General features: G+C 60.0%; 28 protein-coding genes. 15 read left to right on the plus strand and 13 right to left on the minus strand.

Annotated features, from left to right (window positions below):
- Positions 1-4 precede the first annotated feature (4 nt).
- Entirely contained in the window at positions 5-580 is a 576-nt protein-coding gene (locus H8695_RS07310; RefSeq protein WP_249300335.1) for a TetR/AcrR family transcriptional regulator, read from the minus strand.
- 145 nt (positions 581-725) lie between these two features.
- On the opposite strand from H8695_RS07310, the gene H8695_RS11665 reads away from it, so the two are divergent.
- The gene (locus tag H8695_RS11665) at positions 726-1,010 is read left to right on the plus strand and encodes a hypothetical protein (protein ID WP_346726802.1); all 285 of its coding nucleotides are present in this window, start codon (positions 726-728) and stop codon (positions 1,008-1,010) included.
- Positions 914-1,603: a DUF362 domain-containing protein gene (locus H8695_RS07315; protein WP_346726803.1), complete on the plus strand. Its 690-nt coding sequence runs from the start codon at positions 914-916 to the stop codon at positions 1,601-1,603. Before H8695_RS11665 ends, H8695_RS07315 begins: the two co-directional genes overlap by 97 nt.
- A gap of 109 nt (positions 1,604-1,712) precedes the next feature.
- Here H8695_RS07315 and H8695_RS07320 read toward each other — a convergent pair whose 3' ends face one another.
- On the minus strand, positions 1,713-2,477 hold the full coding sequence (locus H8695_RS07320) for a zinc ribbon domain-containing protein (protein WP_249300336.1): 765 nt from the start codon (positions 2,475-2,477) through the stop codon (positions 1,713-1,715).
- Between the two features lie 329 nt (positions 2,478-2,806).
- On the opposite strand from H8695_RS07320, the gene H8695_RS07325 reads away from it, so the two are divergent.
- Complete coding sequence (locus H8695_RS07325; protein ID WP_249300337.1) at positions 2,807-3,448, plus strand: bactofilin family protein; 642 nt, start codon at positions 2,807-2,809, stop codon at positions 3,446-3,448.
- Positions 3,449-3,531: 83 nt separating this feature from the next.
- Here H8695_RS07325 and pap read toward each other — a convergent pair whose 3' ends face one another.
- From pap to H8695_RS07345, 4 genes are all read right to left on the minus strand, one after another.
- Complete coding sequence (pap, locus tag H8695_RS07330) at positions 3,532-5,019, minus strand: polyphosphate:AMP phosphotransferase (protein WP_249300338.1); 1,488 nt, start codon at positions 5,017-5,019, stop codon at positions 3,532-3,534.
- A gap of 15 nt (positions 5,020-5,034) precedes the next feature.
- The gene (locus tag H8695_RS07335; RefSeq protein WP_249300339.1) at positions 5,035-5,343 is read right to left on the minus strand and encodes an AzlD domain-containing protein; all 309 of its coding nucleotides are present in this window, start codon (positions 5,341-5,343) and stop codon (positions 5,035-5,037) included.
- Positions 5,340-6,062, minus strand: a complete 723-nt coding sequence (locus H8695_RS07340; protein WP_249300340.1) for an AzlC family ABC transporter permease — start codon at positions 6,060-6,062, stop codon at positions 5,340-5,342. The genes H8695_RS07335 and H8695_RS07340 overlap by 4 nt, the downstream gene beginning before the upstream one ends.
- Positions 6,063-6,146: 84 nt before the next feature.
- Entirely contained in the window at positions 6,147-6,470 is a 324-nt protein-coding gene (locus H8695_RS07345) for a thioredoxin family protein (RefSeq protein ID WP_283243645.1), read from the minus strand.
- A 217-nt stretch (positions 6,471-6,687) separates the two neighbouring features.
- Here H8695_RS07345 and H8695_RS07350 point away from each other — a divergent pair, with 217 nt between their 5' ends.
- From H8695_RS07350 to H8695_RS07375, 6 genes are all read left to right on the plus strand, one after another.
- A complete protein-coding gene (locus tag H8695_RS07350; protein ID WP_249300342.1) occupies positions 6,688-7,485 on the plus strand; it encodes an amidohydrolase family protein in 798 nt (265 codons plus the stop codon).
- 21 nt (positions 7,486-7,506) lie between these two features.
- Positions 7,507-8,892, plus strand: a complete 1,386-nt coding sequence (locus tag H8695_RS07355) for an MATE family efflux transporter (protein ID WP_249300343.1) — start codon at positions 7,507-7,509, stop codon at positions 8,890-8,892.
- A gap of 91 nt (positions 8,893-8,983) precedes the next feature.
- Entirely contained in the window at positions 8,984-10,468 is a 1,485-nt protein-coding gene (locus H8695_RS07360) for a DUF1846 domain-containing protein (protein WP_249300344.1), read from the plus strand.
- Between the two features lie 93 nt (positions 10,469-10,561).
- On the plus strand, positions 10,562-11,110 hold the full coding sequence (locus H8695_RS07365; RefSeq protein WP_249300345.1) for a pyruvate kinase alpha/beta domain-containing protein: 549 nt from the start codon (positions 10,562-10,564) through the stop codon (positions 11,108-11,110).
- 33 nt (positions 11,111-11,143) lie between these two features.
- Entirely contained in the window at positions 11,144-13,174 is a 2,031-nt protein-coding gene (locus H8695_RS07370; protein ID WP_249300346.1) for a hypothetical protein, read from the plus strand.
- Between the two features lie 174 nt (positions 13,175-13,348).
- Entirely contained in the window at positions 13,349-13,999 is a 651-nt protein-coding gene (locus tag H8695_RS07375; RefSeq protein WP_249300347.1) for a CatB-related O-acetyltransferase, read from the plus strand.
- Positions 14,000-14,082: 83 nt separating this feature from the next.
- Here the strand turns inward: H8695_RS07375 and H8695_RS07380 are convergent, their stop codons facing one another.
- From H8695_RS07380 to H8695_RS07395, 4 genes are read right to left on the minus strand one after another with little or no spacing between them, the layout of a single operon-like run.
- Positions 14,083-14,589, minus strand: a complete 507-nt coding sequence (locus H8695_RS07380) for a hypothetical protein (protein WP_249300348.1) — start codon at positions 14,587-14,589, stop codon at positions 14,083-14,085.
- The gene (locus H8695_RS07385) at positions 14,586-15,122 is read right to left on the minus strand and encodes an NAD(P)H-dependent oxidoreductase subunit E (RefSeq protein ID WP_249300349.1); all 537 of its coding nucleotides are present in this window, start codon (positions 15,120-15,122) and stop codon (positions 14,586-14,588) included. The genes H8695_RS07380 and H8695_RS07385 overlap by 4 nt, the downstream gene beginning before the upstream one ends.
- A 21-nt stretch (positions 15,123-15,143) precedes the next feature.
- Entirely contained in the window at positions 15,144-16,070 is a 927-nt protein-coding gene (locus H8695_RS07390; RefSeq protein ID WP_249300350.1) for an RluA family pseudouridine synthase, read from the minus strand.
- Positions 16,070-17,671 (minus strand): NAD(P)/FAD-dependent oxidoreductase, encoded by a 1,602-nt coding sequence (locus tag H8695_RS07395; RefSeq protein ID WP_249300351.1) that lies wholly within the window; start codon positions 17,669-17,671, stop codon positions 16,070-16,072. Before H8695_RS07395 ends, H8695_RS07390 begins: the two co-directional genes overlap by 1 nt.
- 196 nt (positions 17,672-17,867) lie before the next feature.
- Here H8695_RS07395 and H8695_RS07400 point away from each other — a divergent pair, with 196 nt between their 5' ends.
- Positions 17,868-18,533 carry a trimeric intracellular cation channel family protein gene (locus H8695_RS07400; RefSeq protein WP_249300352.1) on the plus strand — a complete coding sequence of 222 codons (666 nt, stop codon included), beginning with the start codon at positions 17,868-17,870 and terminating at the stop codon, positions 18,531-18,533.
- On the opposite strand, the gene H8695_RS07405 is transcribed toward H8695_RS07400, so the two are convergent.
- Positions 18,534-19,457: a DMT family transporter gene (locus H8695_RS07405; protein WP_249300353.1), complete on the minus strand. Its 924-nt coding sequence runs from the start codon at positions 19,455-19,457 to the stop codon at positions 18,534-18,536.
- A gap of 438 nt (positions 19,458-19,895) precedes the next feature.
- Between H8695_RS07405 and rlmD the strand changes: the two genes are divergently transcribed.
- The 4 genes from rlmD (at position 19,896) to H8695_RS07425 (ending at position 23,839) form a co-directional block, all read left to right on the plus strand.
- Positions 19,896-21,287 (plus strand): 23S rRNA (uracil(1939)-C(5))-methyltransferase RlmD, encoded by a 1,392-nt coding sequence (gene rlmD / locus H8695_RS07410; protein WP_249300354.1) that lies wholly within the window; start codon positions 19,896-19,898, stop codon positions 21,285-21,287.
- A 78-nt stretch (positions 21,288-21,365) separates the two neighbouring features.
- On the plus strand, positions 21,366-21,947 hold the full coding sequence (locus H8695_RS07415; protein WP_249300355.1) for a hypothetical protein: 582 nt from the start codon (positions 21,366-21,368) through the stop codon (positions 21,945-21,947).
- 63 nt (positions 21,948-22,010) lie between these two features.
- Entirely contained in the window at positions 22,011-23,303 is a 1,293-nt protein-coding gene (locus H8695_RS07420) for a hypothetical protein (RefSeq protein WP_249300356.1), read from the plus strand.
- Between the two features lie 146 nt (positions 23,304-23,449).
- A complete protein-coding gene (locus tag H8695_RS07425; protein WP_249300357.1) occupies positions 23,450-23,839 on the plus strand; it encodes a VOC family protein in 390 nt (129 codons plus the stop codon).
- Positions 23,840-23,845: 6 nt separating this feature from the next.
- Here the strand turns inward: H8695_RS07425 and H8695_RS07430 are convergent, their stop codons facing one another.
- Positions 23,846-24,511, minus strand: a complete 666-nt coding sequence (locus tag H8695_RS07430; RefSeq protein ID WP_249300358.1) for a Crp/Fnr family transcriptional regulator — start codon at positions 24,509-24,511, stop codon at positions 23,846-23,848.
- A 91-nt stretch (positions 24,512-24,602) separates the two neighbouring features.
- Between H8695_RS07430 and H8695_RS07435 the strand changes: the two genes are divergently transcribed.
- The gene (locus tag H8695_RS07435) at positions 24,603-25,304 is read left to right on the plus strand and encodes a 4Fe-4S binding protein (protein WP_249300359.1); all 702 of its coding nucleotides are present in this window, start codon (positions 24,603-24,605) and stop codon (positions 25,302-25,304) included.
- 80 nt (positions 25,305-25,384) lie between these two features.
- On the opposite strand, the gene H8695_RS07440 is transcribed toward H8695_RS07435, so the two are convergent.
- A complete protein-coding gene (locus H8695_RS07440; RefSeq protein ID WP_249300360.1) occupies positions 25,385-26,641 on the minus strand; it encodes a glycosyltransferase family 2 protein in 1,257 nt (418 codons plus the stop codon).
- Positions 26,642-26,717: the final 76 nt, after the last annotated feature.

The following is a 26,717-nucleotide window of genomic DNA, read 5'->3' on the forward strand; positions in this document are numbered from 1 at the left end:
GATTTTAATAGAGGAGCCGGCGGACAACCTCGATGAGCAGCGTGCAGGACTGCTCTCCCCGCGCGAGCAGCGCGATGAGATGGGTAAAGACAAAGTCCACCAGCGCCTCACGGGTGAGAGCGCCGTGAAAGCGGCTGTCGTCGACCGCGGCGTCATCGGCGAGCGCGGCGAGAAGCCCCTGTCTGACATGGGAGAGGGCCTGCTCCATGACCCGGCGGCCCTGTTCGCGCTCCTGCGCGGAAAAAGCGGCCGGGTGGGTGGTGAAAAAGTCCGGGTTGTCCCGCGCGCCCTGCCGCAGACGCGCATAGAGCCACGCGATGCAGCCGGGGAACCCCTCTTCCCCGCTGAAGCCGCCCGCACCGTGGAAGATCTCGCGCCAGGTCTGCTCCACCGCCGCGGCGATGAGCGCGCCCTTTGACGGAAAGTAGTGGTAAAGAGATCCCACGGCGACGCCGCACCGGCGCGCGACGGCGCGCATGCTGACGCCGCCGGGCCCGCTCTCGGCGGCGAGCGCGCGGGCGGCTGCGAGAATTTCCCCGCGGGATGTTGCCTCGGGCTTCATGGCTTCGCCTCCTGTCATAAATGAACACTGTTCATTATAAATGCATTCCCGCCCGCTGTCAAACACACGCCATCCGGTGAAAATTTGGAAAAACCTCTTGACTTGGAGTGCGCTCCAAATGATAGAGTATTTGTAACAGATAAAATAACAGAGGAGGATCAACATGTCGACCGTCTATTTTACCAGAGACATTTCGCCCGAGGGGCTGATGCGTGCCTACGACGCCCTCGGGGCCACGCTGCGCGGCTCGGTCGCGGTGAAGATTTCGACCGGTGAGCCCGGCGGCCACAACTTTTTGCAGCCCGCGCTGATCGCGCCGCTGGTCAGCAAACTTGACGGCACCATCGTCGAGTGCAACCGGCCTACGAGGGGCGGCGCAACACCAGTGAAGCCCACTGGCAGGCCATCCGGGAGCACGGCTTTGCGGCCATCGCCCCCTGCGACCTGATGGATGAGCAGGGCGACATGCCCCTGCCCGTTGAGGGAGGGTTCCATCTCCGGGAGAACTATGTGGGCGACCACCTGAAAAACTATGGGTCCATGCTGGTTCTCTCCCACTTCAAAGGCCATGCCATGGGCGGCTTCGGCGGGGCGCTGAAAAACATGTCCATCGGCGTTGCCTCTGCGCGCGGAAAGGGCCACATCCATTGCAGCGGCGGGCCCTTTACTAAGATGCAGGACATGTTCGACGCCGACCACAATTCCTTTCTCGAGTCCATGGCCGACGCCGATAAGAGCGTGATGGACTTTATGGGCCGCGAGAACATTGTCTACGTCAGCGTCGCGAACCGCCTGTCGGTGGACTGCGACTGCGATGCCAACCCCCACGAGCCCGAGATGGCCGACATCGGCATCTTCGCCTCGCTCGACCCGGTGGCGCTCGACCAGGCCTGCGTCGACGCGGTCTATGCCTCGCCCGACCCGGGCAAGGCGGCTCTCATCGAGCGCATGGAGAGCCGAAACGGCATTCGCACCATCGAGGCCGCGGCCGAGCTCGGTCTCGGCAGCCGCAGCTATGAACTGGTGTCTCTCGACGAATGAGGCGAAAAAGAGAGTCCCACGCAGCAGCTTCCCATAAGACAGAAAACCTCCGTATGATCGCGGTCATACGGAGGTTTTTGCATATTTGCATCAAATGCGATTTCGGGCTCTATCTCTTTTTATAGACAATCAATTCGGGATTGGCGCCCTTTTCTTCATATGTGCACACAAGGAGAAAATCCATATTGGAAAGGATTCCAAAGCACCGATCTGCATCATAATCACACGGAAGCTGATTTCCAAGATAGGTCACGCTATCGTCTAAAAATTTGGTTTTTGTCCCATTGGGAAGCGTATATTCAAAATTGACAAATTCCCCGACGAGGGCGTTGAGTTCTCTGACCTCTGGCATCCCCTCGATGTGCAGCGCATTGAATTCGTCAACAATCTGTTTTTTAAACTCATCGAATTTTTCTTCGCCGCCGATCGCGGCATACCGCTTCCAATAATTCAGCCCGGGCAGCGTCTCTTTCAGATACGCCCGTATCTGTTCGCAGGAAAAAGAGTCATTTGCCATATGCGCGGCACAGTAGTCGATCAGATCATCCATGCTGTCATAGGTGTATGTGCCGTCGGCATAGCACCACTTGCAATACTCTTCATTGAATAGGCCGTCGACTTCTCTGCTGATTGCAGAATCCTCCATGGGCATGCCGCAGCACTGGCAAATCAGCTGCCGCGGAGAACCCAAAAGTGTGTTGATGGAGACATCAAACAGCTTAGACAACAATTTCAAAGTTTCGGTGTTCGGCGTGGTTTCTCCATTTTCCCAACGGGATACAGCCTGGCGTGTAACGTGTACTTTTCCGGCAAGTTCATCCTGAGATAACTCTGCTCTATTTCTCAATTCCAATAGGATATCCTTTGTTTCCATCGAAATGTTCACCTCGCAGGATATTATATATCCGAAAGATCAGCTTGCAAAGCAACTCTCTGTTTCCCCCGGGCAGGAATGTCAGGGGCGATTTTGAAAGCGATCCGGCTAAAAGGGGTAAAATTACGAGTTAATTGGTCGAGTTTCTCCGGCGGACACCCTGCGCTGGTATAATGAAAAAATCAGTGCTGTCCGCAACAGGGGGCGGCAGGGCGTTGCGCGTTGTCTGTGTCCGACTGACCGCCGGGCACCGGTTTCGGCCCTGCCTTTTGGCGCCCCTGTCCGTGGCCGGTGCGGCTTTCCGTGAAAGAAAAGGGGGCTGGAGCAACATGGAAAAGAGAAAGAGACCACCCGCGCGGGGTGCGCAGAAGAGCGCCGCCGAGCTGCTCAGAGAGCTGCGGCTCAAGGAGAATGAGCCCATCGACTTTGTGACGACACCCACCGCGCCGCCGCCCTCTGAGGCGGCGGACACCCCCGAGCCGCAGGCGGCGCAGCCGGCTTCGGAGACCTCCATTCCCCTGCCGGCGGCCCGGCAGAGTACGCACATTGCAGCGGGCACCGCCGTGGAGGGCAGGCTGCGGGCCGAGGGGAACCTGGAGTGCAGCGGGTCGGTGCGCGGCAGCCTCGAAGCGGACGGCACGCTTCTGCTGCAGGGCGTGCTCACGGGCGACGCCGCCGCGCAGCAGATGCGCCTTTGCGGCGGCCGTGTCGAGGGAAACCTCACCGCGCAGGGCCCTGTGGAGATCGACCGCGATTCGGTTGTCGAGGGCGACATCAAGGCGGCGGCTCTCACGCTCAGCGGCCGGGTGCGCGGCGACCTCCATGTGCAGGGCACGCTGCGGCTGCTCGCCACGGCGGTGGTCGTGGGGAATCTTCACTGCGGCGACTTCTGCGCCGAGACGGGAGCGGTCATCCGCGGCGAGATCCACATGGCCGCGGCGGAGGATCTGGCGGCATGCTTTGCCCGGTAGCGCAGAGAAAAAGGGACGCGAAAACAGTGGTTTTCGCGTCCCTTTTTGCTGCCGGGTCTGGCCGGTACACTCCGCCGGCCGGGTCATTCGCCGCCGTCGAGCGCCTGTTCGAGCGTCTTGACAATCAGCGAGAGAGTCTTGATGCGCGCGAACTTCTTGTCGTTTGACTCGATGATATGCCAGGGTGCGCGCGCGGTCGAGGTGTAGCGCAGCATGTCGCGCAGCGCGGCCTCGTACTGGGGCCACTTCTCGCGGTTGCGCCAGTCCTCGTCGGTGATCTTCCACTGCTTTTCGGGAGTGTTCTGCCGGTCCTCGAAGCGGCGCAGCTGTTCGTCCTTGTCAATGTGTACCCAGAATTTCAAAATCACGGCGCCGAAGTCCATCAGCTCGCGCTCAAACTCGTTGATCTCCTGGTAGGCGCGCCGGTAGTCGCGCTCGGAGCAGAAGCCCTCCACCCGCTCGACGAGCACGCGCCCGTACCAGCTGCGGTCAAAGATGCCGATGTGACCGTTGAGGGGCAGCCGGGTCCAGAAGCGCCAGAGGTAGTGGTGGGCGATCTCGTAGGGGTTCGGCGCCGCCACGGGCACCACCTCGTAGCCGCGCGGGTCGAGTGCCGCCGCCACGCGGCGGATGTTGCCGCCCTTGCCCGCGGCGTCATAGCCCTCGTAGACCAGAATGACAGGCATCTTCCGGTGGTAGAGTACGCTGTGCAGCTCCGAGAGCCGCCCCTGCAGGAGCTTGAGCCGGCGCTTGTACTCGTCTCTGTCCAGCGTGAGCGACAGGTCGATTTCGTCCGGGTCGGGCGCGGGCAGCAGATCAAACGGCCCGCCGAGGGGCAGCGCGGCGTCCGCGCCGCCGACGCCCTCCTCGAGCGCGCGGCGCATCTCGGCGACCACGATCGAGTAGACGGCGAGAAGCCGCTCGGTGCGCTTTTCGGCGGCAATGACATGCCACGGCGCACACGCGGTGTCGGTCGACTCGAGCATCTCGTCGAACAGGCGGTAAAACGCCTTGTAGTGCTCATTCTGGTCGCGGTCGCGCTCGGTCACGCGCCAGCGCGTCACCTCACTCGCCGCGAGCTCGTCGAGCCGGTGGGCCTGCTCGTCCCGGTCGATATGTAGGAAGAATTTCAAAATCAGCGTGCCGCCGTCGGTGAGCTGGCGCTCCATGGTGTTGACCGCGCGCACACGCCTGTAAAACTCGTCGTCGTCGAAGCCCTCGTCACGGCGGTAGATCGAGAGATCCTGGTACCAGCTGCGATCGAAGATGGCAAAGCGGCCCTGGGCCGGAAGCTCCGACCAGTAGCGCGCGAGAAAGGGCCGGCGCCGCTCGCGCGGCTCGGGCGGGGTGGTCGAGTGGACCTTGTAGTTTCTCGGGTCAATGTTCAAAATGAGCTTCGACAGGACGCTCCCCTTGCCCGAGGCGCTCCACCCCTCAAAGAGGATGACCACCGGGATCTTCGCATCCTTGATCCGGCGGGAGAGCAGCTCGATCTCGGCCTCGAGCGCGGCGATGCGCTCCTTTCGTTCGGCCTTGGTGAGCTCCGGCAGCGAATGGGTGTGTTCCAGCATGGCAATACCTCCTTTTTACAGTAGCGCGAGCAGACGCTCCACGACAAACACCGCCCCGCAGGCGGACAGGGCCACCGGCAGCAGCCCGCACCCGCGAAAGGCCAGCACAACGGCGACTGCGGTCCCCGCGAGGGCCGACCAGAGCGACCCGGTCGAGAAGAAGACCGCCGGGAAAGTCATGGCGCCGAGCACCGCGTAGGGCACATAGAAGAGAAAGGATCTCACAAAGCGGCTTCGGATGGGCCGCTGAAAGAGCACAAGCGGGACCATGCGAATGAGGTAGGTCGTGCCCGCCATGACGAGGATGTACCAGACGTATCTCATGGTGCGCCCTCCTCATCCACGGGGAAGAGAGCGGCCCCGAGCGCTGCGGCCGCGAGGGTACAGAGGATGATGGCAAAGCCCGACGACACCTCTCTGAGCCCCGGCACAAATCGAAACGCAAAGCCGAGCCCCGCCGCGAGCAGAATGACCTTGCAGACCGCCGGCATCCGCCGCGCCGCGGGCACCAGAATGGCGATGAACATGCCGTAGATGGCGATGCCGAGCGCCGAGATCACCATCTCGGGCAGCAGGGAGCCCGCCGCGGCGCCGAGCAGCGTGCCGCCGCTCCACCCGAGAAAGGGCACGAGGATCAGCCCGTAGAGATAGGCCGCTCTGACTTTGCCCGGCCGGGCGCTCGCGAGGGCGAAGATCTCGTCGGTGTTGCCAAAGGCAATGACAAGGCGCTGGGGCGTCGTGACCGACGCGTCGAGCTTCTGGGAGAGGGACAGACTCATCAGCGCGTAGCGCAGATTGATCACGAGCTGCGTCAGCGCCATCTCGGTGAGCGACCCGCCCGCAACGATGAGCCCGAGCCCGGCAAACTGTCCGGCCGAGGTGAGGTTGGTCATGGAGATGACCACGCTCGCCCACACCGGCACGCCCTGCGTGGCGGCCATCATGCCAAAGGTGAACGCGACCGACAGGTACCCAAGCGCAATGGGCACGCCGTCGCGGCAGCCGCAGAGAAAATCCTGTTTTTTCGTCGTGACATCGGACATGTGGCGCTCTCCTGTGTTCCGTCTGGCGGCAGGGCCGCCGTCTGGTTTCAGTCTACCACAATTTGTCCCGCCCGACAACCGCGCTCAGGGCAGCTCGCTGTAGAGGATGTCCTGCAGCACGTCCTTCGGCTTGTAGCCGACCGACTTTGTGACAAGCTCGCCGTCTGCGTAGAGCATCACCGTCGGAATGGAGGTGACCGAGAGCTTTCGCGCGAGCTCGCGCTCACGCTCGACGTTGATCTGATAGAAGCCGATTCTGCCCGCCGCATCGCGCGACATGGTCTCGAGAATCGGCGAGAGAAGCTCACACGGGGCCGAGTGCTCACAGGTAAAGTCGATCACAACCGGGCGGGCCGAAGTCTGTATCATCTGCTGAAATTCTCTACTGGATAGAGGTTGTAAACTCATCGTACTTCGCTCCTTGTCTTTTTGTGTGTAACATCTATAGTATGGCCTGCCCCGGAAAAATCATGTCGAAAGCGGGCCGCGCCGGCGGGAGGAAATAATTGATAAACCGAACCTGCAGGTCTATAATATAGAACAGCGGCGGTTACAAAACGGCCGCCCGCAGACGCTCTTCCGCGTGGGAGAGCGGATTTTTCAGGCGAAAGGAAACTCGGTATCCATGCTCATTGACTTTCACATTCACGCGTTCCACGAGAAGATCGCGGCGCGCGCCATCGAATCGCTCGAGGAAAACATCAAGGTAAAGAGCCTCACCGACGGCACGCTCGCCGGCGCAAAACGCCTGCTTCGCGAGTGCGGCGTCGACCAGGCGCTGGTGCTGCCCATCGCGACGAAGCCGTCCCAGCAGACGCTCATCAACGACTGGGCGGGCTCAATCAACGGCAGAGACGGCATCTGGGCGCTCGGCTCAGTCCACCCGGCGGCGCCCGACGCGCTCGACGAGCTCGATCGCATCCGGGCGCTGGGTCTGCGGGGCGTCAAGCTCCACCCGAATTTTCAGGACTTTTTCATCGATGACAAGCGCGCCTTTCCCATCTATGAGAAGTGCGCCGCGCTCGGCCTGTTCGTCGTCTTTCACGCGGGCTTTGACCCGCTCACACCCGACACCATCTACGCCTCGCCCGAGGGGCTGCTCAGGATTCACCGGCAGTTTCCGAAGCTCACCATGGTCTGCGCCCACCTCGGGGGCCTTGCCCTGTGGGACGAGGTCGAGCGCACTCTCGTCGGCGAGGACGTCTACCTCGACACGGCGGTCGTCGCGCGCTACATCGACCGTGAGCAGTGCGAGCGCATCATCAAAAACCACGGCGCGGACCGCGTGCTCTTCGGCAGCGACCTGCCGTGGAGCCGCCCGAGCATGGAGTATGAGCTGGTCAACAGCTTTGATCTGACTGAGCCGCAAAAGCAGAGCATCTTCCACGGCAATGCAGAGAGGCTGCTGGGACTTTCCGAATAATCCATTCAGGAGGCGATTCTCATGGCACAGGACCGCGAGGCCCGCTACATCCGCATGACGACCGAACCCGTCACGAAGCTGATCCCGTCGCTCGCCGTGCCCACCATCATCAGCATGCTTGTCACCTCGTTTTACAACATGGCCGACACGTTTTTTGTCAGCAAGCTGGAGACGAGCGCGACGGCGGCCGTCGGGGTGGTCTTCTCGCTGATGGCCGTCATTCAGACTATTGGCTTCACCCTCGGCGTGGGCTCGGGTGCCTACATCTCGCGGCTGCTCGGCCGCCGCGAGGAGGAGCGCGCCGACCAGGCCGCCTCGACCGCGTTCTTCACGGCCATCGCGTTCGGTGTGGTGCTCGCGGTGTTCGGGCTGCTCTTTCTGGAGCCCTTTATGCGGCTTCTCGGGGCGACTGAGACGAGCCTGTCCCACGCCTGCGACTACGCGCGCTACATTCTGCTCGGCGCGCCGCTGATGACGGCGTCCTTTGTCATGAACAACAACCTGCGCAGCGAGGGCAGCGCCCTGCTCGCCATGGCGGGCATCGGCGCGGGCGCGGTGATCAACATCGCGCTCGACCCGCTGTTCATCTTCACTTTCAACATGGGCACGGGCGGCGCGGCGCTCGCGACTGTCATCAGCCAGACGGTGAGTTTTTTCATTCTGCTCTCCCACTTTCTCTCCGGGCGCAGCGGCATCCGTCTGTCCATCCGGCGGGTGCGCCTGCAGATGGAGATGTTCCGCGAGATTCTCAGAAGCGGCTTTCCCACGTTCTGCCGGCAGGGGCTCGCGTCGACTGCGTCGATCTTTCTCAACAAGGCGGCCCACCCGTTTGGCGACGCCGCGCTCGCTGCCATGAGCATCACGTCGCGCGTGATGATGTTCGTCAGCTCGGCGCTCATCGGCTTCGGCCAGGGCTTTCAGCCGGTCGCAGGCTTCAATTACAGCGCCGGCAAGAAAGAGCGTGTGCACGACGCCTACTGGTTCTGCGTCCGGGTGGGAACAGTGGCGCTCGCTGTGCTCGGCGGGCTTGTGGTGGCGTTTGCCCCCGGCATTGTCGCGCTCTTCCAGGGGGAGGATGCCGCCGTTGTCAGCCTGGGTGCGGCGGCGCTGCGCGCGCAGGCGATTGTGCTGCCGCTGCAGGCCTTTGTCATCATGTCGAACATGATGCTCCAGTCCATCGGTCAGAGCCTGAGCGCCACCATTCTGGCGCTCGCGCGGCAGGGACTTTTCTTCATTCCGCTGATCGTGATACTGCCGGGGCTGATTCTGGAGCCGGGGCTCGTTCTCAGCCAGCCGCTGTCGGATATTCTGACTTTTGCAATCTCCATTCCCGTCACCCTCGGCATCCGCCGCGAGCTGAGGCAGGCAAAGCGCGCGCCGGCCGCCGAAAAATTGCCGAACGGGTGAGAAAACAGTTGAAAAAACTGGCTGGTGTGATATTCTATTATGGAATGTAAAAAGCTTTCTTGGCAGAAGTGCAACAGGGAGGAATGGGGCAATGCAGATCGGATTCGACAACAAAAAGTATGTTCAGATGCAGACCGAGCACATCCGCAGCCGGATCAGGCAGTTTGACAACAAGCTCTATCTGGAATTCGGCGGCAAGCTCTTTGACGACTACCATGCGGCGCGCGTGCTGCCGGGCTTCGACGTCAACGGAAAAATTCGGCTGCTGCAGGAATTTCGCGACCAGGCCGAGATCATCTTCTGCATCAACGCGGCCGATATTGAGAACAACAAGATTCGCGCCGACTTCGGCATCACCTACGATATGGACGTGCTGCGCATCATCGACAATCTGCGCAGCATGGGGCTCTACATCAACAGCATCGTCATCACCCAGTACCGCGGCCAGAGCTCGGCGGACACCTTTCGCAAGAAGCTCGAGCGCCGCGGGGTGAAGACCTATCTGCACTACCCGATCAAGGGCTACCCGACCGATGTGGATCTCGTCGTCAGCGACCAGGGCTACGGGGCCAACGACTACGTTGAGACCACGCGTCCGCTGGTGGTGGTCACAGCGCCGGGCCCGTGCAGCGGCAAGCTCGCGACCTGCCTGTCGCAGCTCTACCACGAGTTCAAGCGGGGCGTGCGCGCGGGCTACGCAAAGTTTGAGACCTTCCCCATCTGGAATCTGCCCTTAAAACACCCGGTCAACCTCGCCTACGAGGCGGCGACCGCCGATCTCAACGACGTGAACATGATCGACCCGTTCCACCTCGAGGCCTACGGTGAGACGGCGGTCAACTACAACCGCGACATCGCGACGTTCCCGGTGCTGCAGACCATCCTCGAGAAGATCACCGGCGACAGCAGCGTCTACCAGTCCCCGACCGACATGGGGGTCAACATGGCGGGCTACGCCATCTTTGACGACGAGGTGGTGCGCGCCGCCGCCTGTCAGGAGATCATCCGCCGCTACTACAAGGCCCGCTGCGACTACAAGCAGGGCCGCACCGATCAGACCACGGCCCAGCGCGTGGAGCTGATCTTAAAACAGCTCGATCTCAAGCCCGAGGACCGCGTCGTGGTCGAACCGGCGCTTGTGAAGTCAAAGCTGCTGGGCGTGCCGGTCATGGCCATGCAGCTGCCCGACGGGCGGCTTGTCACCGGCAAGGCGTCAAATCTGATGTCGGCCGCGTCGAGCTGTACGCTCAACGCCATCAAGGAGCTCGCCGGCATTGCGGACGATCTGCATCTACTCTCCCCGGTGGTGCTCGAGCCTATTATCAATCTCAAAAAGAATGTGCTCGGCAGCCGCCGCGGCATCCTCAGTCTCGACGAGGTTCTCATCGCGCTGTCGATCTGCGCCGCAACCAACCCCATGGTGGAGCTCGCGACGGGTAAGCTGGCCGAGCTCAAGAGCTGCGAGGCCCACTGTTCGTTTCTCATCGGGCGCACCGACGAGACGGCGCTTCGAAAGCTGGGGGTCAATCTCACCTGCGAGCCGGAGTTTCCGACAAAGGATCTCTACTTTATCTGAAGTTTCCAAAGACACCCTGCGGGTGTCTTTTTCTTTTCAAGAGGGGAAAATCCTGCTATAATAGGCCATAGAATCAGAGAGGGAGGGTTTTGTATGGTCGTATTTGAGAAACCCGGCCGCGAAAATTCGGCCGAGACACTGCGCATTGCCCTTGAGGCGGCGCGCAGCCGCGGAATTCGCCACGTCGTGGTCCCCACGAACACGGGGGATTCCGCCATGTTCTTTCAGGACTGCAAGGATTTGAATGTGGTCTGTGTGACCCACGCCAACGGCTTTCGCAAGCCCGGCGAGCTTGAAATGCCCCTTGAGAGAGTGCGCGAGCTCGAGAGCCACGGAATCAGGGTTCTGACGACGTCTCATGTGCTCAGCGGCGCCGAGCGCGGCCTGTCGACGAAGTTCGGCGGCGTCGGGCCGGTTGAGATGATCGCCCACACGCTGCGCATGTTCGGGCAGGGGATGAAAGTCTGTGTGGAGATCGCCGTCATGGCGCTTGACGCGGGACTGATTCCGTTTATGGAGCCGGTTGTCGCCCTCGGCGGCACCGGTGTGGGCGTCGACACAGCGGTCATTCTCAAGGCGTCCCACGCGAGCAGCATCCTCGACACCCGGGTCTGCGAGGTCCTCTGCAAGCCCGGCTTCTGAGAGACGAAACAGGGAAAATGGAAGGGAGACAATATGGACGAGAATAAGAACACCGTGCCCGCCGAAGAGCAGGCCGGGAACCCGGCGCCGCAGGAGACCGCGGCGCCCGCACAGGAACCCGTAAAGGCGCAGGCAGAGGCGCCGCAGGCCGAAACCGTGCCGCAGGAGACTGTGCCGCAAGAAGCCGTGCCGCAAGAAGCCGTGCCGCAAAATGCCGTGCCGCAGGCACCACCGCAGGCACCTACGGCGGTCATGGACCCGCCCGCGGCGTCCGGCGCATCTGAGACCGGCACTGCTCAGCAGGAGACTGTGCCGCAGGAAACCGTGCCGCAAAATGCCGTGCCGCAGGCACCATCGCAGGCACCCACGGCGGTCATGGACCCGCCCGCGGCGTCCGGCGCGTCTGAAACCGGCGCTGTCCAGCAGGAGACTGTGCAGCAAGAAGCCGTGCTACAAAATGCCGTGCCGCAGGCACCGCAGGCACCGCTCAAAAAGAAGAACAAGGGGCTCATCATCACCATTGCCGTTCTGGCGGCGGCGCTCATCGCGCTGATCACCGCAGTTGCGACCGGGGTACTGCCGGTATTCGGCAACGGCCATCTCGCCTACATTGAATCGGCCTTTGAGGCAACCGCCGCGCAGAAGAAAGATGTTCACGCGGCGTTTCGCGAGAGCAATCCGGAGTATGCCGCATGGGCTGACTATAAGAGCGGCGACTTCAGCGAGACCACATTCGATTTGACGCTGCGCTCCATCGACGGCTTTGACGGCGCGCAGGAGCTCTCGTCGCTGCTCGCGGGCACCGGCATCAGCGGCACAACTGCCACTGACGTGACGACCCACAGTGTCGAGTTTGACGCGACGCTGCTCTTCTCGCACACGCCGCTTCTCGAGCTCTACGGCCACTTTGAGCCGGAACTTGCGGCGCTCGGCATTCCGAGCATGAGCGACACCATCTTCTCGGTCAATCCCAAGACCATGTATGATGACGTTGAGGGCAGTGTGTTTTCCCAGCTCTTCGGCATCACGGCAGATGATCTGCGCGGCATGTTCGGCGAGCTTGACGGCTCCGCCGATCCCGCCGAGATGGACATCGAGAGCATGGAGAAGATGGGCGAAGAGTTCGCCGAGATCTTCAAGGGGGCGCTCGCCGAGGCCAAGATCACCAAGGGTGATACAACCGCCGGGCTGACCGCCTACACGCTCACTTTCACGAGTGAAACCATCAAAAAATACACCACTGAGAGCGTGAAATACCTGTTCCTTGACTCACCGCTTGCCGCGGTTTACCGTACGACCTTCGCCGCCCAGGCGGCACAGTCCGGCATGAGCTACGATCAGTTCATCCAGCAGGAATTGCTCGGCGCACTTGAGGAGGAAAACTTCAACATCCAGGGTGAGCTGACCCTCGGCATTGATAAAGAAAAGATCATCCGCGAGATGGTCATGGTGCTCACGCCGAAGCTCGCGGCCAAAGAGGGCGGCTCGTTTGATGAGTTCCGCCTGACCGGTGTGAATGAGCAGGATGAGACTACATTCACCGCCAGCTTCACCATGCACGACGACTACAACGAGACTCTGGAGATGGCGCTTACATTCTCTGAGATCGCGGCTGACGACACCTACAACATCTATATGTGCTTTGACGTCGCGGCCTATGAGATAGCCGGAGAGTTCAGCTTTGACTTTGTGCTCGGTGCGGACGGCACCATCAGCACGGAGCTCGCCGTCACGGCGGACGAGGGCTACGGCGAGAACGGCTTTGTACTGAGCTCGGACGCTGTCTGTGCCCTGAAGACCGGCGGCAGGACGCTCGCCTTTGATCGTCTCGACCTCGATATTCTCGACGAGGGAGAAAAGATCAACATTCACCTCGACGGGACATTTGACACCAACGAGTACACGAGCTCGCAGCTGCAGAACCGGCCCACGAGTGATCTGTTTGACATGACCGAGAAGGATTTTGTCGACGTGGTCACCGAGATGGAGGACGGCGCAAATGAGCTCCAACAGGTCTTCTACGGCGTGCTCTTCACGCTGATGTACGGCGCGATGCCCTACTGAGCCGCCGGAACCTGACCGGTACAGCGAAAAAGCCCCCGCCGAGAGCGGGGGCTTTTGGCCTCTGCGGCCCTTTGATGGAGGAGTGATTCTGTGAGAGAATTCAGAGAGAAGAGATCGGTTGCCGTCTGTTCGGCGGCGGAGAGGAGATGAGAAAAAAGAAGAGGAGAACAAAACATGAAATTGCCAAACCCAAATGAGGTCTTTCCGAACGAGTACGGCACGACCTGCTTTTTGAAAAATGTCATCACCGCCCCCAACATCTCGGTGGGCGACTACACCTACTACGACGACCCGGCCGACCCCACAGGCTTTGAGAAGAACAATGTGCTCTTCAACTGGCCGGAGTTCGGCGACCGGCTCATCATCGGCAAATTCTGCGCCATTGCAAGCGGCGTGAAATTTGTCATGGGCAGCGCGAACCACCGTCTCGGCAGCGTGAGCACCTACCCCTTTCACGTCTTCGGCGGCGCGTGGGCCGAAAACACGCCCGACCATCTCGCCCAGCTCCCTTTCAAGGGCGACACGGTGGTGGGAAACGACGTCTGGCTCGGGCGCGAGAGTGTTGTCATGCCCGGCGTGACGATCGGCGACGGCGCGATTGTCGCGGCCTGCTCAGTGGTGACGAGGGATGTGGAGCCCTACACCGTGGTGGGAGGGAACCCGGCGCGGCTGATCCGAAGACGCTTCGACGCGGAGCTAACACAGCTTCTGCTGGCGCTGCGCTGGTGGGACGTTGAGCCGGAGCGCCTGGCGGAATTTCTGCCGGTGCTCTGCGACGAAAACCTCGAGGCCGTGCGGCAGACGCTCCGGCAGCTCGCGCGCTGAGCGGCGGCGGGTGCGCGCACCCGCCTGCGAAGTGAGCCGCGTGAAAAAGCTCCCCGTCGCCATTTGGCGATGGGGAGCTTTTTTCACTGCACTGTGAGCTCGAGGCCGCCGGGGCCTATCTCAAGCGAGCCGTCTTTCAGGGAGAGAAACGGCGAGAACTCCGCTTCGCTGTCGCCGTAAGTCAGCCGGATGGTGGCGTCGGCGAAGATGTCGCTCGCGTTGCACTGCAAAATGAAGGGCTCGCAGTCCGGGTCCTCGTACACCAGAGTGGGCTGCGACGAGTTGAGGTCGTTTTCGTAGAGTTTGAGCTCCATGCCGTCGTATCGAGGAATCACCAGATAGTAGTCGCCCGAGGAGAGGTAGAAGACCGGCGGGTTGTCGCCGCTCAGATACTCCCGGACGTAGTGCTCGAGATGTTCGATTTTCTGGTATCCCAGATGGGCCACGGCGTACAACTGGCCGTCCGAAAAGGGGATGGCCTCCCGCCCGCTGCCCTCCCCGGAGTTCCGCTCGGAGCACCCGGCGAAAGAGAAGAGAAGCGCGGCCAGAAGCAGAGCGGCCGCCAGACGAAAGAGAACGCTTTTTTTCATGAGTTTTCCCCGCTTTCCGATTGATGGGCGCCGCCGCATTGGACGGGCCGCTCCGTCTTTGGCTGTGACAGCTGTTTCCCCTCGACGAGCTGGCGCACGGTGCGCTCGTCCGCACGGGATACGAGTTCCCCGTCCCACCTGAGACTCGGGCCCGCGCCGCAGTTCTTCATACAGCCGGTCACCCGGTAGGAGAAGCCGCCCCGGGCGCTGACGCCGCCGCTTTTGACCGCGTAGGTGCGCTCGATGAAAGAGGCGAGCTGCGCCGCATGCCGCGCGCCGCAGCGCTGGCCGCCGCAGAGCTCGAGCCGGTGGGGCGCCTGCTGCGTGCGAAGACTCGGGTAGCGCCGGATGACGGCGGCGAGAAAGCTCTCCCTGCAGCCGAGCGCGGCGGCCGTCTGCGCGAGAGCTCCGGCCGGGATCACCCCGCCGCTCTCGCGCTGCACCTCGCGAAGAAGCTCCACGAGAGCCTGCTGGTCGTGCGGTGCGCCCTGCGAGCGGTAGTGGGCGACAGCCTCGTCGAAATTCCAGTCCATGGTCATACCTCCTGCCGGTTACTATACAGTATGTGCAGCCAGGCGCTCTTTATCACAGGCGCGCCAGAGGCGCAGCATGTCGGCGGGCAGCGGGGCGCGAAAGGCGAGCGCGCGGCCCGTGATGGGCTGTGTCAGCGAGAGCGCCGCCGCGTGAAGTGCCGTCCGGTCGATGAGCGCGCGGTTCTCCTCGCCGTAGAGAAAGTCCCCCACGAGCGGATGGCCCATGTGGGCGAGGTGCACGCGAATCTGATGGGTGCGTCCGGTCTCAAGGCGAAGCCGCAAAAGCGTGAACGCCCCGCGCTCGGCGAGCACCTCGTAGTGGGTGCGCGCCGGGTCGCCGCTGGGCGAGACCTCGCGGCGCAGCACCGAGCCGGGTGCCCGGGCGATGGGCGCGTCGATGACACCGGTGCGCTGCGCAAAGCGGCCGCAGGCAATGGCGAGATACTCCCGGCGCAGACCGGTGTGGAGCGAGGCGATGAGCCGCTCGTGGCAGTAGGCGTTCTTGGCCACGGCCATGAGACCCGAGGTGCCCCGGTCGAGGCGGTTGACCGGGCGAAAGACAAAGTTCTGCCCGCGCCGGGCGTAGTGGTACACGGCGATGTTCGCCAGACTGTCGCCGTAGTGCCCCTGAGACGGATGCACGGGAATCCGGGCGGGCTTGTTGAGAATCAGCAGATCCTCGTCCTCGTAGACGATGTCGAGCTCGCCCTCGGCGGGGATGATGTTGGGCGAGGCGCTGTCGGCGCGCTCGAGCTCCAGCTCGAGCACATCGCCCGCGTGGAGCACGGCACGCACCGTGGCCCGCCGGCCGTTGAGCAGGATGCCGCGCTCGCTCTGCTTGAGACGGGCGAGCAGCGCCGACGAGAGGGCGAGCCGCTCTCTGAGATAGCCGCGCAGAAGCACTCCCTCGGCCTCCGGGGGGATGCTCATGCGCCAGATGCGCTCCATCAGAGCGCCGGCGCATACTGCGCCAGCACAGCCTCGGCGCAGCGCATGCCGTCCACCGCAGCCGAGGTGATGCCGCCCGCATAGCCGGCGCCCTCCCCGCAGGGGTAGAGGCCCGCCACGGGCGAGCAGAAGCCGCCGCCGCGCAGGATGCGCACCGGCGAGGAGGAGCGGGTCTCGACCCCGGTGAGAACCGCGTCGGGGCGGTCAAAGCCCTCGATGGAGCGCGCGAAGATGCGCACGGCGCGCCGCAGGGTCTCGGCCGCGTAGCCGGGCAGACAGCCCGAGAGGTCGCCGAGCGTCACCCCCGGCCGGTAGCTCGGGACGACGTCGCCGAGCGCCGCCGATGGGGTGCCGCGAAGAAAATCCCCCACGAGCTGGGCGGGCGCGCGGTAGCTGCCGCCGCCGAGCGAAAAGGCCAGCCGCTCCCAGCGGCGCTGAAAGTCGACGCCGGCGAGCGGCCCCGCCCCGGCGAAGTCCTCCGGCCCCACGGGGACCAGAAGCGCGCTGTTGGCGTTGACGCCGTCGCGGCGGAAGTTGCTCATGCCGTTGACCACGATCTCCCCCTCCCCGGAGGAGGAGGCGACCACGCTCCCGCCCGGGCACATGCAGAAGGTGTAGGCGCTGCGCCCGTCGGGCAGATGGCAGGCGAGCTTGTAATCGGCCGGCCCGAGGGCCGGGTGGCCCGCAAACGGGCCGTACTGGCTGCGGTCGATCATCCGCTGCGGGTGCTCGGCGCGCAGGCCGATGGAAAAGGGCTTCGCCTGCATGGGCACACCGAGGCGCTCAAGCATGGCAAAGGTGTCGCGCGCGCTGTGGCCGATGGCGAGAATGAGCGCGTGCGCCTCGAGCCGGTAGACGCTGCCGCCCTCGCGCACGAGCGCAGCGGCGAGCGCGCCGCCCGAGAGCTCGAGCCCGTCGAGGCGGTGGCCGAAGCGAACCTCTCCGCCGCGCTCGCAGATCTCCCGGCGCAGGCCGCGCACGACCATCTCAAGGTAGTCGGTGCCGATGTGGGGCTTTGCGAGATATTCGATCTCGGCGGGCGCGCCCGCCAGAACAAAGTCGTGCAGAACCGCACCGATGCGCGGATCCTTGATGCCGGTGGTGAGCTTGCCGTCCGAGAAAGTACCGGCTCCCCCCTCGCCGAACTGCACGTTGCACTCGGCGTCGAGCGCGCCGCCCGCCCAGAAAGAGTCGACCATGCGCCGGCGCTCCTCCACAGCCCGGCCGCGCTCGAGCAGAATCGGCCGCGCCCCGGCGCGCGCAAGCGTGAGCGCGGCAAAGAGACCCGCAGGTCCCGCGCCCACCACGACCGGCCGCACGGCGGGCGTCTGCACGCGCGCCACGCGCCACGGCCCGCGCGGCTCCACGGCGCGGCAGTCCCGCCCGGCGCGAAGCAGCGCCGCCTGCTCGTCGCCGTGCAGCGAGACGTCAACCGAGCAGACGAAGTGCACGTCGGACTTGTCGCGCGCGTCCACCGCCTTTTTGACCAGGCGCAGCTGCGCGATGCGCCCCGCGCCCACATGCAGCTTTTTCGCCGCGCGGCGCGTGAGCTCCTCCCCGCTCGCGTCGAGCGGGAGGGCAATGTTGTTGATGCGAATCAAAAAAATCCCCCCGCGTTGGTTGTGCCGGACAAGGGTTCCTGCCGTTGTGGAATATCCGGGCCGTGTTCTCGCCCCGGCGGGGCAACAGAAAAATATGGCCGCATGTATGGCATAACGCGGCGCGCCATGCTATAATGATAAACTGCGGACAAGCCTTGTAAAATGTCCGCAGTACACAGACATAGGGAGTACCGGTATGGAAGTCTTCGACCAGATTATTTTTATCATCGAGTCCATCGGCACCGTCACGTTCGCCGTGTCCGGCGCGCTCGTGGCGATGGAGCGGCGGCTTGACCTCTTCGGCACCTTTGTGCTCGCGGCGACCACGGCGGTCGGCGGCGGCATCGTGCGCGACATCATCCTGGGGCAGACGCCGCCCAAGGTCTTTCAGACCCCCTACTACCTCACGCTGGCGCTTGCGGCGGCCGGGGTGATGATTCTCGTCGCCGTGCTGCGCGGCCGGTGGAGGGGCCCGCGTGCGAAGATCAATTTCTCGGCGCTGATGACCGTGTGCGACGCGCTGGGGCTCGGCATCTTCGCCGTGCTCGGCGCGAACACCGCCGTGACGGCGGGCTTCGGCGACAACATCTTTCTCATGACCTTTGTCGGGGTGCTGACCGGCTCCGGCGGCGGTATTCTGCGCGACCTGCTCGCCGACCGCACGCCCGTGGTGCTGCAGACCGACATCTATGCGGTGGCGGCCATCATCGGTACGCTCTTCTATTCCTATCTGCGGCGCACCATCCACGAGTCGGCAGCCATGCTCCTGGCGGCCGGACTCATTGTGGCGGTGCGGCTCGTGTCGGTGCGTCTGCGCTGGCGGCTGCCGGTCGTGTCGCTCAGCCGGCGGGAAGAGCCGTAGTCAGGGCGCGGCCCGCTCCCCCTCGGGAGCCGGGGCCGCCTTTTTTCTGCCGAAGTCGACCTCGGTCAGAACGACCGAGGTGAGAATGATGAGCCCGCCCGCCACCATATTCCAGCGCACGGGCTCCATGCCGAGCGCCACCGAGAAGACACAGCCGAAGAGCCCCTCCATCGAGAGGATGACCGCGGCTTTCGGCCCCGAGGTGTGGCGCTGGGCGTAGGTCTGAAGAAAGAAGCAGAGCCCCGTGCTGAACACACCGAGATAGATCAGCGCCGGGAGCCCCCGGCCGTAGTCGGCCACGGCGATGGCCGGAAAGTCAAACGCGAGCAGAGCCGCGCAGGAGAGAACGGCCGCCACCGCCATCTGCAAAAAGGAGAGAAGCCGGGCGTCCGTGTGCCGGGTCGCGAGTTCGAGAAAGGCGATGTGGCCCGCGAAGAGCGCCGCGCACAGAAGCGTCAGCAGATCGCCGAGGTTGAAGCGAAAGCCCTGCCCCGCCGTGTAGGAGAGAAGCGCCGTGCCGGCAATGCACAGCACCGCCAGAGCGAAGACCCTGTTTTTGGGCCGCTTTTTGAGAAAGATCCACGACAGAAAGGGCACCATCACCACGTTGGTGGCGGTGATGAAAGCGTTGTTGGAGGGCGTGGTCAGGCTTAAGCCCGTGGTCTGGGTGAAAAACGCCAGAAACAGCAGCACACCCGCGGCCGCGCCGTATTTGAGGTCGCTCTTTTTCATGGCGCGCACATCCCGCCAGAAGAGAAGCCCCAGCGCCGCCGTCGCCACGAGCATGCGTATGGCGTTGAGTAGAAGCGGGCTCATGTTGCTGTCGATGGCGTACTGGGTGGCGGCGAAACCCGATCCCCAGATGACCGCAACGAGCACCAGACAGGCGTCGGCGATCAGCGTTGTCCTTTTTGCAGTCGGCATACCGTTCTCCTTTGCGCCGGGCGGCCCGGCCGATAATACCATTTATTCTAGCATTGAAACGCCTCTCTTTCAAGAAAAAGCGTGTTTCGCCCGGCCTGTGTAAAAAAGGAGTAAAATTGTAGAAAAAAGGAAAAAACCGTATTGACAAATAATTAACAAGTGGCTATAATGGGCTTGTAAATCCGACAGGGTTTGCAAATAGGCGGCCCCTCTCCGGCCGCAAACGGAGAGGCCCCATCCCTCCGGCCGCCGCACACTCTTCATTTTCCCACCATTTTTATTCCCTATCCCAATCCTTCCTTAAATGGGATTCCCGCGCGCTGCCGCAAGGCGCGCGGGAGAAACCGCTCTTTGCCGAGAGCGGTTTTTTTCTTTTTTCTTGTCATCCCGCGCCCCATCGCGTATGATAGGGGGTAGAAATCCACGGGAGGCGCTCGCATGCAGAAAAACGAGGAGCACATCATCGACATCACCGGCATGTCCCACGACGGGGTCGGCATCGGCCGCGCCGAGGGGCGGGCGGTCTTTGTGCCGCTGAGCGCGATCGGCGACCGGGTGAGAGCCAGAATCGTCAAAGTGAGCGCAAAGGCGGTCTACGGAAAGCTCGTCGAGCTGCTCGTCCCCTCCCCCGACCGGACCGCGCCGGCCTGTCCGGTGTTTGAGCGGTGCGGCGGCTGTACCTGGCGGCACATCACCTATGCCGCCGAGCTCGACCTCAAGAGGCAGCGCGTGCGCGACACTCTGCGCCGCATCGCCGGGTGGGAGGTGGAGCCGCGGCCCATTCTCGGCTCGGCCGAGACCGCGGGCTACCGCAACAAGGTGCAGTTTCCCGTGCGCCGCGGGCCGGACGGCGAGGCGCAGATCGGCTTTTTCGCGCCGCGCAGCCACCGGGTGGTGCCGGTCGAGAGCTGCGCGGTGCAAAACGATGCCGCAAACCGGATTTTAAAGCTCACCGCAGCGTTTTTAAAGGAGCATCACATCGAGCCCTACGACGAGCTGACGGGCCGGGGCCTTGTGCGCCACATCTTCGTGCGCCAGGCATTCGGCACGGGCGAGGTCATGGCGGCGCTGGTGATAAACGGCGATGCGCTGCCCCATGCCGGGGAGTATGTCGAGCGGCTGCGGGGCGAGGTGCCGGGGATCGCGTCGGTGCTTGTCAACCACAACACCGAGGCGACCAATGTCATTCTGGGCCCGCGCGACACGCTGCTCTGGGGGCGCGCATACATCGTCGACACCCTGCTCGGCAGAAGCTTCAAGGTCTCGCTGCACTCCTTCTACCAGATCAACCGCGCCCAGTGCGAGCGGCTCTACGAGACGGCGCGCGTCTATGCGGCGCTCGGCCCCGGCGACACGCTGATCGACCTCTACTGCGGGGCGGGCACCATCACACTGAGCCTCGCGCCCGAGGGCGGGCGGGCCTACGGCGTCGAGATCGTGCCCGAGGCGGTCGCCGACGCGCGCGAGAACGCGGCGCGAAACCACATGGACCACGTGGAATTTCTCTGCGCCGACGCGGCGCAGGCCGCAAGAGAGCTTCTCTCACGCGGCGTGCGCCCCGACGTGGTCGTGGTCGACCCGCCGCGAAAGGGCTGCGACGCGGCGCTGCTCGAGACCGTCGAGCGCCTCGCGCCGAAGCGGCTGGTCTACGTCAGCTGCGACGTGGCGACCCTCGCGCGCGACATTGCGCTGCTGCGCGGGCGCGGCTTTGCGCCGGTCGAGGTCACCCCGGTCGACATGTTCCCGCGCACGCCCCATGTCGAGTGTGTTTGCTTGCTTTCCAATCTTAAGCCGGATAAACATATTGACATTGAATCTAGAAAAGTTTGATTTGATGGCGGCGAAAGGCAAAGCTACTTATGAAGAAATCAAGGATAATGTTGCTGATCAGAGAGGACTGAGATTAATATGGAATCTAATGATATTTTAAGAGTAAAGTATTATTCTATAAATGATATGAGTGTGGGATTCTATTTAAAAAGAATAGAAGATGTAATTTCTAATTTTGCAGCCGAAGAAAATAGAACGGATATTAATGAGATTATGGAATTATATAATATACAACAATTTTTCCAAAATAGAATATATTCTAAATATTGGACAAGACAACAGATAAACGATTATAGTCGAATTGTAGAAAAATTTCCAAAAGTAATAGGCAAGTCTTTTTTTGAAATCGAAATAAATATGTTGAAAAGTATATTTGAAACTATTAATTACACATACAGAAATGATTTTTGGAAACTCATAGAGAAGTACAAGGTTTATGAAAAAATTCCAGTTGAGGTATTCAAAGATATAATTCTAAGCAAACATTTTATTTTAGGAGATATTTTGGAATGTAAAAAAATAGTGAAGAAATTTTCAAAAGAAATAACTGTATATATGGTAGCGAATCCATTTTGTGCAGAGATATTATTAAATTATTATTTAGTAGTGCATGATAGAAATATAGAACCTTTATATTTTCCTGCTGAATTATCAGAGTAGAAAAAAATATTTATATTGGATAATTATATAGCTAGTGAATCAGCTAATAGTAATTATATTAAATTGATTTTTGAATCTAATAGTACAAATGGCCTGTTTTTACCAGATCGATTAAAATTAAAAGCTAAACGAAAATATGAAGAACATATAAAAACTTTATTCAAAGATAGTCTTGGCACCGGATGCGGTATTCAAGTTTCTTTTTCCGGCAATCAAGAGGAAGAGAAGATATTTAAAATTGGGGAAAATGGAATTTTGTCATTTTCATATAGTTCAAAGTGGATAAAAGAAAATTTAGACTATCCTACATTGTTAAATAATTTTATATATTTGTTTGGTTATACAGATATGCAATATAGATCTCTTCATGTTTGTAGAGAATCGCAAATGAGTATTATAGAAAAGAATATAGGGATTAAAGGAAAAAAAGAATATCCCGCTGGAATTGCATTTCGTCTATACCAAAGTTTAGCAGAAATGCAAATAGTCGGGTATTGCATTGAATTAGAGAAATTCAATATTTATCTAGAAGATATTATAAAATGGTTCTTTTGCAACTATTTGAAAGATGAATTTAATGTAAAAGGATTCAATTTTAATAAATCTTCAAGAACGGCAACTTATCTTGAAAAATGTAGAAATATTGCGGCTGAAATTGATAGTATTTTAAAACAATTTAAATTTTGGTGTGAAGATGGAAAAATTGACGATGAATTATTACGTATATCAACAGAACATATGTTTATTAAAGATATTCCCAGCATGATTGACAAAAAATATATTTATCCGTGTGGAAAAGATTATCAAACAATAACTTTTTTATTGTTTTCAGACCAATCAATAATTAGCTATATTCCAGCATTACCAGAAAATTATAATACTTTTAATGATTTATTAATAGAACATGAAGTATATTATGATATGTTTCAGGAATATCAAATTCCAAGCATTAATTATCTAATTGAGAATAAATTAATAAAATTGGATGAAAGAAGAAGGATAATATCTTATAGAGAAAAATTTAAAATATTGAAAGAGCTACATGAACATAATGTAGTATGTTGGAATTATATAAAACAATATCGAGATGTTATTGTAGAACTGGAGAAATCTGGAACAATACAGTTCTCTTCATCATTATTTTCAAAACCAGAACAGGATTATTATAATTACTTATTTAATAAGTCCGAGTTTGATAATGGACTGGACATCCGTAACCGATATAGTCATGGAACACAAAGGGTGAATGAAAATCAGAATAAACAGGATTATTATATTTTTCTTCGAATTATGATTCTTATAGTAATAAAAATAAATGAAGAATTTTGTCTAAAACATTCTGAAGTGATAGAATAATAAGCAAGGAGTTGGCCTTTATGTGATTTTCGTCTAAAATTAAATTGATGAATACAAGTTAAGATAGAAAATATGAGTTTAGACGATGAGATACATATCGAGTGTGTGACGCTGCTGAAAAATGTTTCTGCAGGGGAGATGTGCAAATGAAGCTACTTTCACTCGACCATCTGGTGCTCACCACGCGCAATGTCGAGGCATGTCTGGCATTCTATACCGGCATCCTGAGCATGGAGCCGGTGCGCGCAGACGGACGCACGGCGCTGCGCTTCGGCGCGCAGAAAATCAACATTCACACCCGGCCGGGCGAATTTCAGCCGGCTGCGGGCAACCCCACGCCCGGCAGCCAGGATTTCTGTCTGGTTGCCGAGGGGGAAATCGCGCAGATCCGTGCCGAGATCGAGGCAAAGGGCTGGCCGATTGAGCTGGGACCGGTCGAGCGCACGGGTGCGCTGGGTCCGATCGACAGCCTCTATCTGCGCGACCCGGACGGCAATCTGGTCGAGATCGCCGTGTACCGAAAGAGAGAGCCCTGACCGAGGTCAGGGCTCTTTTGCATATAGAATAAAGTGGTTTTTCTCGGTGCGCAGAAGTCCGTCGCGGGCCATCTTGCCGAGTTCATGGGAGAGGGCGCTTCGCTCCACGCTCAAATAGTCGGCGAGCTGCTGGCGGTTGAACGGAATGGTGAACTCCCGGCTCCCCTGCCGCGCGGCCTGGGCCGACAGATAGCTCAAAAGCCGTCCGCGAATGGACTTCGACGAGGTGTGAAAGATACGCCGCGAGAGACTTAAGTTCTTCTGGGCGGAGATCGCAAACAGGTTGCGTATGAGAAGCCCGCGGTGCGCACAGTCCTCCCCGCCGCCCTCCAGGATCCTCGCCGCCTGCAAAAAGAGAATCTCCGCCGGCTGGGCGGCCACAACGTTCACCATCAGCCTCTCGCCCGGGATACAGGCATAGGTCTCGGCAAAGACTGCGCCGGGGCCGAGGCTGTCGAGCACACTGCGGTTGCCCCAGAGATCGTCGGCTTCAATCTGCACACGCCCCGTGAGCACGAGTCCGAGGCTCGTCACAAGCTCCCCCGCGCGGTAGATGGTCTGCGCTTTGCCGTATGTTCTGCTCACGGCGCCGAGACAGGCGAGTATCTGCGGCAGCTCGTCGGCCGCCGCGCCGCGAAACAGGGCGGTTTTTGACAAAAAAAGTGTATCCATATCTCCTCCGTGTGGTTATAACAACAGACTTGTTGGCAAAAGCCTATTATACTGTGCTCAGAAAGTCAAGAACATACAGGGAGGAACCGATATGATTCGCAAAATCATTCAAATTGACCAGAGCAAATGCAACGGCTGCGGCCTGTGCGCCGAGGCCTGCCACGAGGGCGCCATCGGCATGGTGAACGGCAAGGCAAAGCTCCTGCGCGACGACTACTGCGACGGGCTGGGCGACTGTCTGCCCGCCTGTCCGACGGGCGCGATCAGCTTTGTCGAGAGGGAGGCGGCCGCCTACGATGAGGCCGCCGTCAGAAGAAACCAGGCTGAAAACACCCAGGGGCAGCCGCTTGCCTGCGGCTGTCCGGGCACCCAGTCGCGCGCCATTGAGCGGGCCGCCGCGCCGCAGGAGCACAGCGCCGCGCGCACCGGCTCCCAGCTTCGGCAGTGGCCTGTGCAGATCAAACTCGCGCCGGTGAACGCCCCCTACTTCGACGGGGCCCATCTGCTCATTGCCGCCGACTGTACGGCCTACGCCTACGGCAGTTTCCATGAGGATTTCATCCGCGGCAAAGTCACGCTCATCGGCTGCCCCAAGCTCGACGAGGGCGACTACACCGAAAAGCTCACCGGGATTCTCACGCGAAACGAGATCAAAAGCCTGACCGTTGTGCGCATGGAGGTGCCCTGCTGCGGCGGGCTGGAGCACGCGGCGGTGACGGCGCTGAAAAACAGCGGCAAGTTCATCCCCTGGCAGGTGATCACCGTTTCGACCGACGGCCGGCTGCTCGACTGAGCCCGCCCGTGCCGCAGGGACATCCCCCAAAGCAGAGAGAACGCAGGAGACACCCCTGCGTTCTCTCTTTTTCTTTGCTGTCACTGGCGGATTTCCTGCACGGATTTGATGACCGTATGGGCAATCGGCTTCCAGGTGACCTTTTTGAAGAGCGCCACCATGGCGATGGGCACATAGGTCAAAATGAAGATGGGGAATGTGAACAGATAGAGAATCTTGCGGTACCACACGCAGTGGATCTGCCGCCACTCGGTTATGGTTGTGACAAGGCCGAAGAGAAACAGCGACAGGTAGACCCCGAAGACCGCGCCGAACACCTGCGCAAGGCAGAGCTCGGCGAGCAGCGTGCGCCCCGACTGCAGGCCGTAGAGAAAGACGGCGCTGTTGCAAACGACGGTCACAAGGGTTAAGATGGTGGCAGGGGCAATGGTCATGAGCATGTCGTAGCACTGAAAGCCCCGCCGGCCGAAGACGCCGCGCGCGAGGCGCGCGCCATAGCGGCGAAAGACCTGGTAGAAGCCCTTGGTCCAGCGCAGGCGCTGGTTCCACGAGTCGCGAAAGCGAATGGGCTGCTCGTCGTAGAGCACAGCGCTGTCGCAGTAGCCGATCACCTCGCCCTCAATGGCGTTTGCGACCGAAAACTCAATGTCCTCGGTGAGCAGGTGGTACTTCCAGCCGCCGTCCCGGGCGATGATGTCGCTCGACACGAGAAAGCCCGTGCCCGAGATGGCGCAGCCCGTACCGAGCAGCATGCGCGAGCCATTTAAGTACTTTGACTCGCGCAGAAACCAGAGCGCGTAGCCCGCCGAGATCCAGTTTGAGTCGTAGTTTTTGGAGTTTCGGTAGCTGGTCACCACGCGGTAGCCCAGATCAAAGGTGCGGTTCATCTCGGCGAGGTAGTTCTCGTCGAGCACATTGTCCGCGTCAAAGACAAAATAGCCCTCGTAGGCGCGAAGCCCGCGCTCGCGCTCAATTGCCTTGAAAGCGTAGTCGAGCGAGTAGCCCTTGCCCACGAGCCGGCTGTTGAACCGCTCCATGACAATGGCGCCGTGTTCGCGCGCAATGCGGGCCGTCTCGTCGGTGCAGTTGTCGGCGACGACGTAGACGTCGTAGCATTCGTCCGGGTAGCTCTGGGCCGCCAGACTGTCGAGCAGCTCGCCGATGACGGCCTGCTCGTTGCGCGCGGAGATGACTACGGCGTAGCGGTGCAGCGCCGGGTTGTCGTTTTTCCGCCTGCGCCGAAACAGCGGTACGGCGACATAGAACGCCTGGTAGGAATAACAGAGCAAAAACAGCGCAAATATAACAAAGTTGAACGTTGTGATAGCCTGATACATAAGTTGCCGCTCCTGAAAGTTTTCTTTCCCCATTATAGTGCCCACAAAATATGAGATGTTAACATACCGTGACGGA

The sequence above is a fragment of the Feifania hominis genome (genome assembly GCF_014384765.1).
Taxonomy (GTDB): Bacteria; Bacillota; Clostridia; order Oscillospirales; family Feifaniaceae; genus Feifania; species Feifania hominis.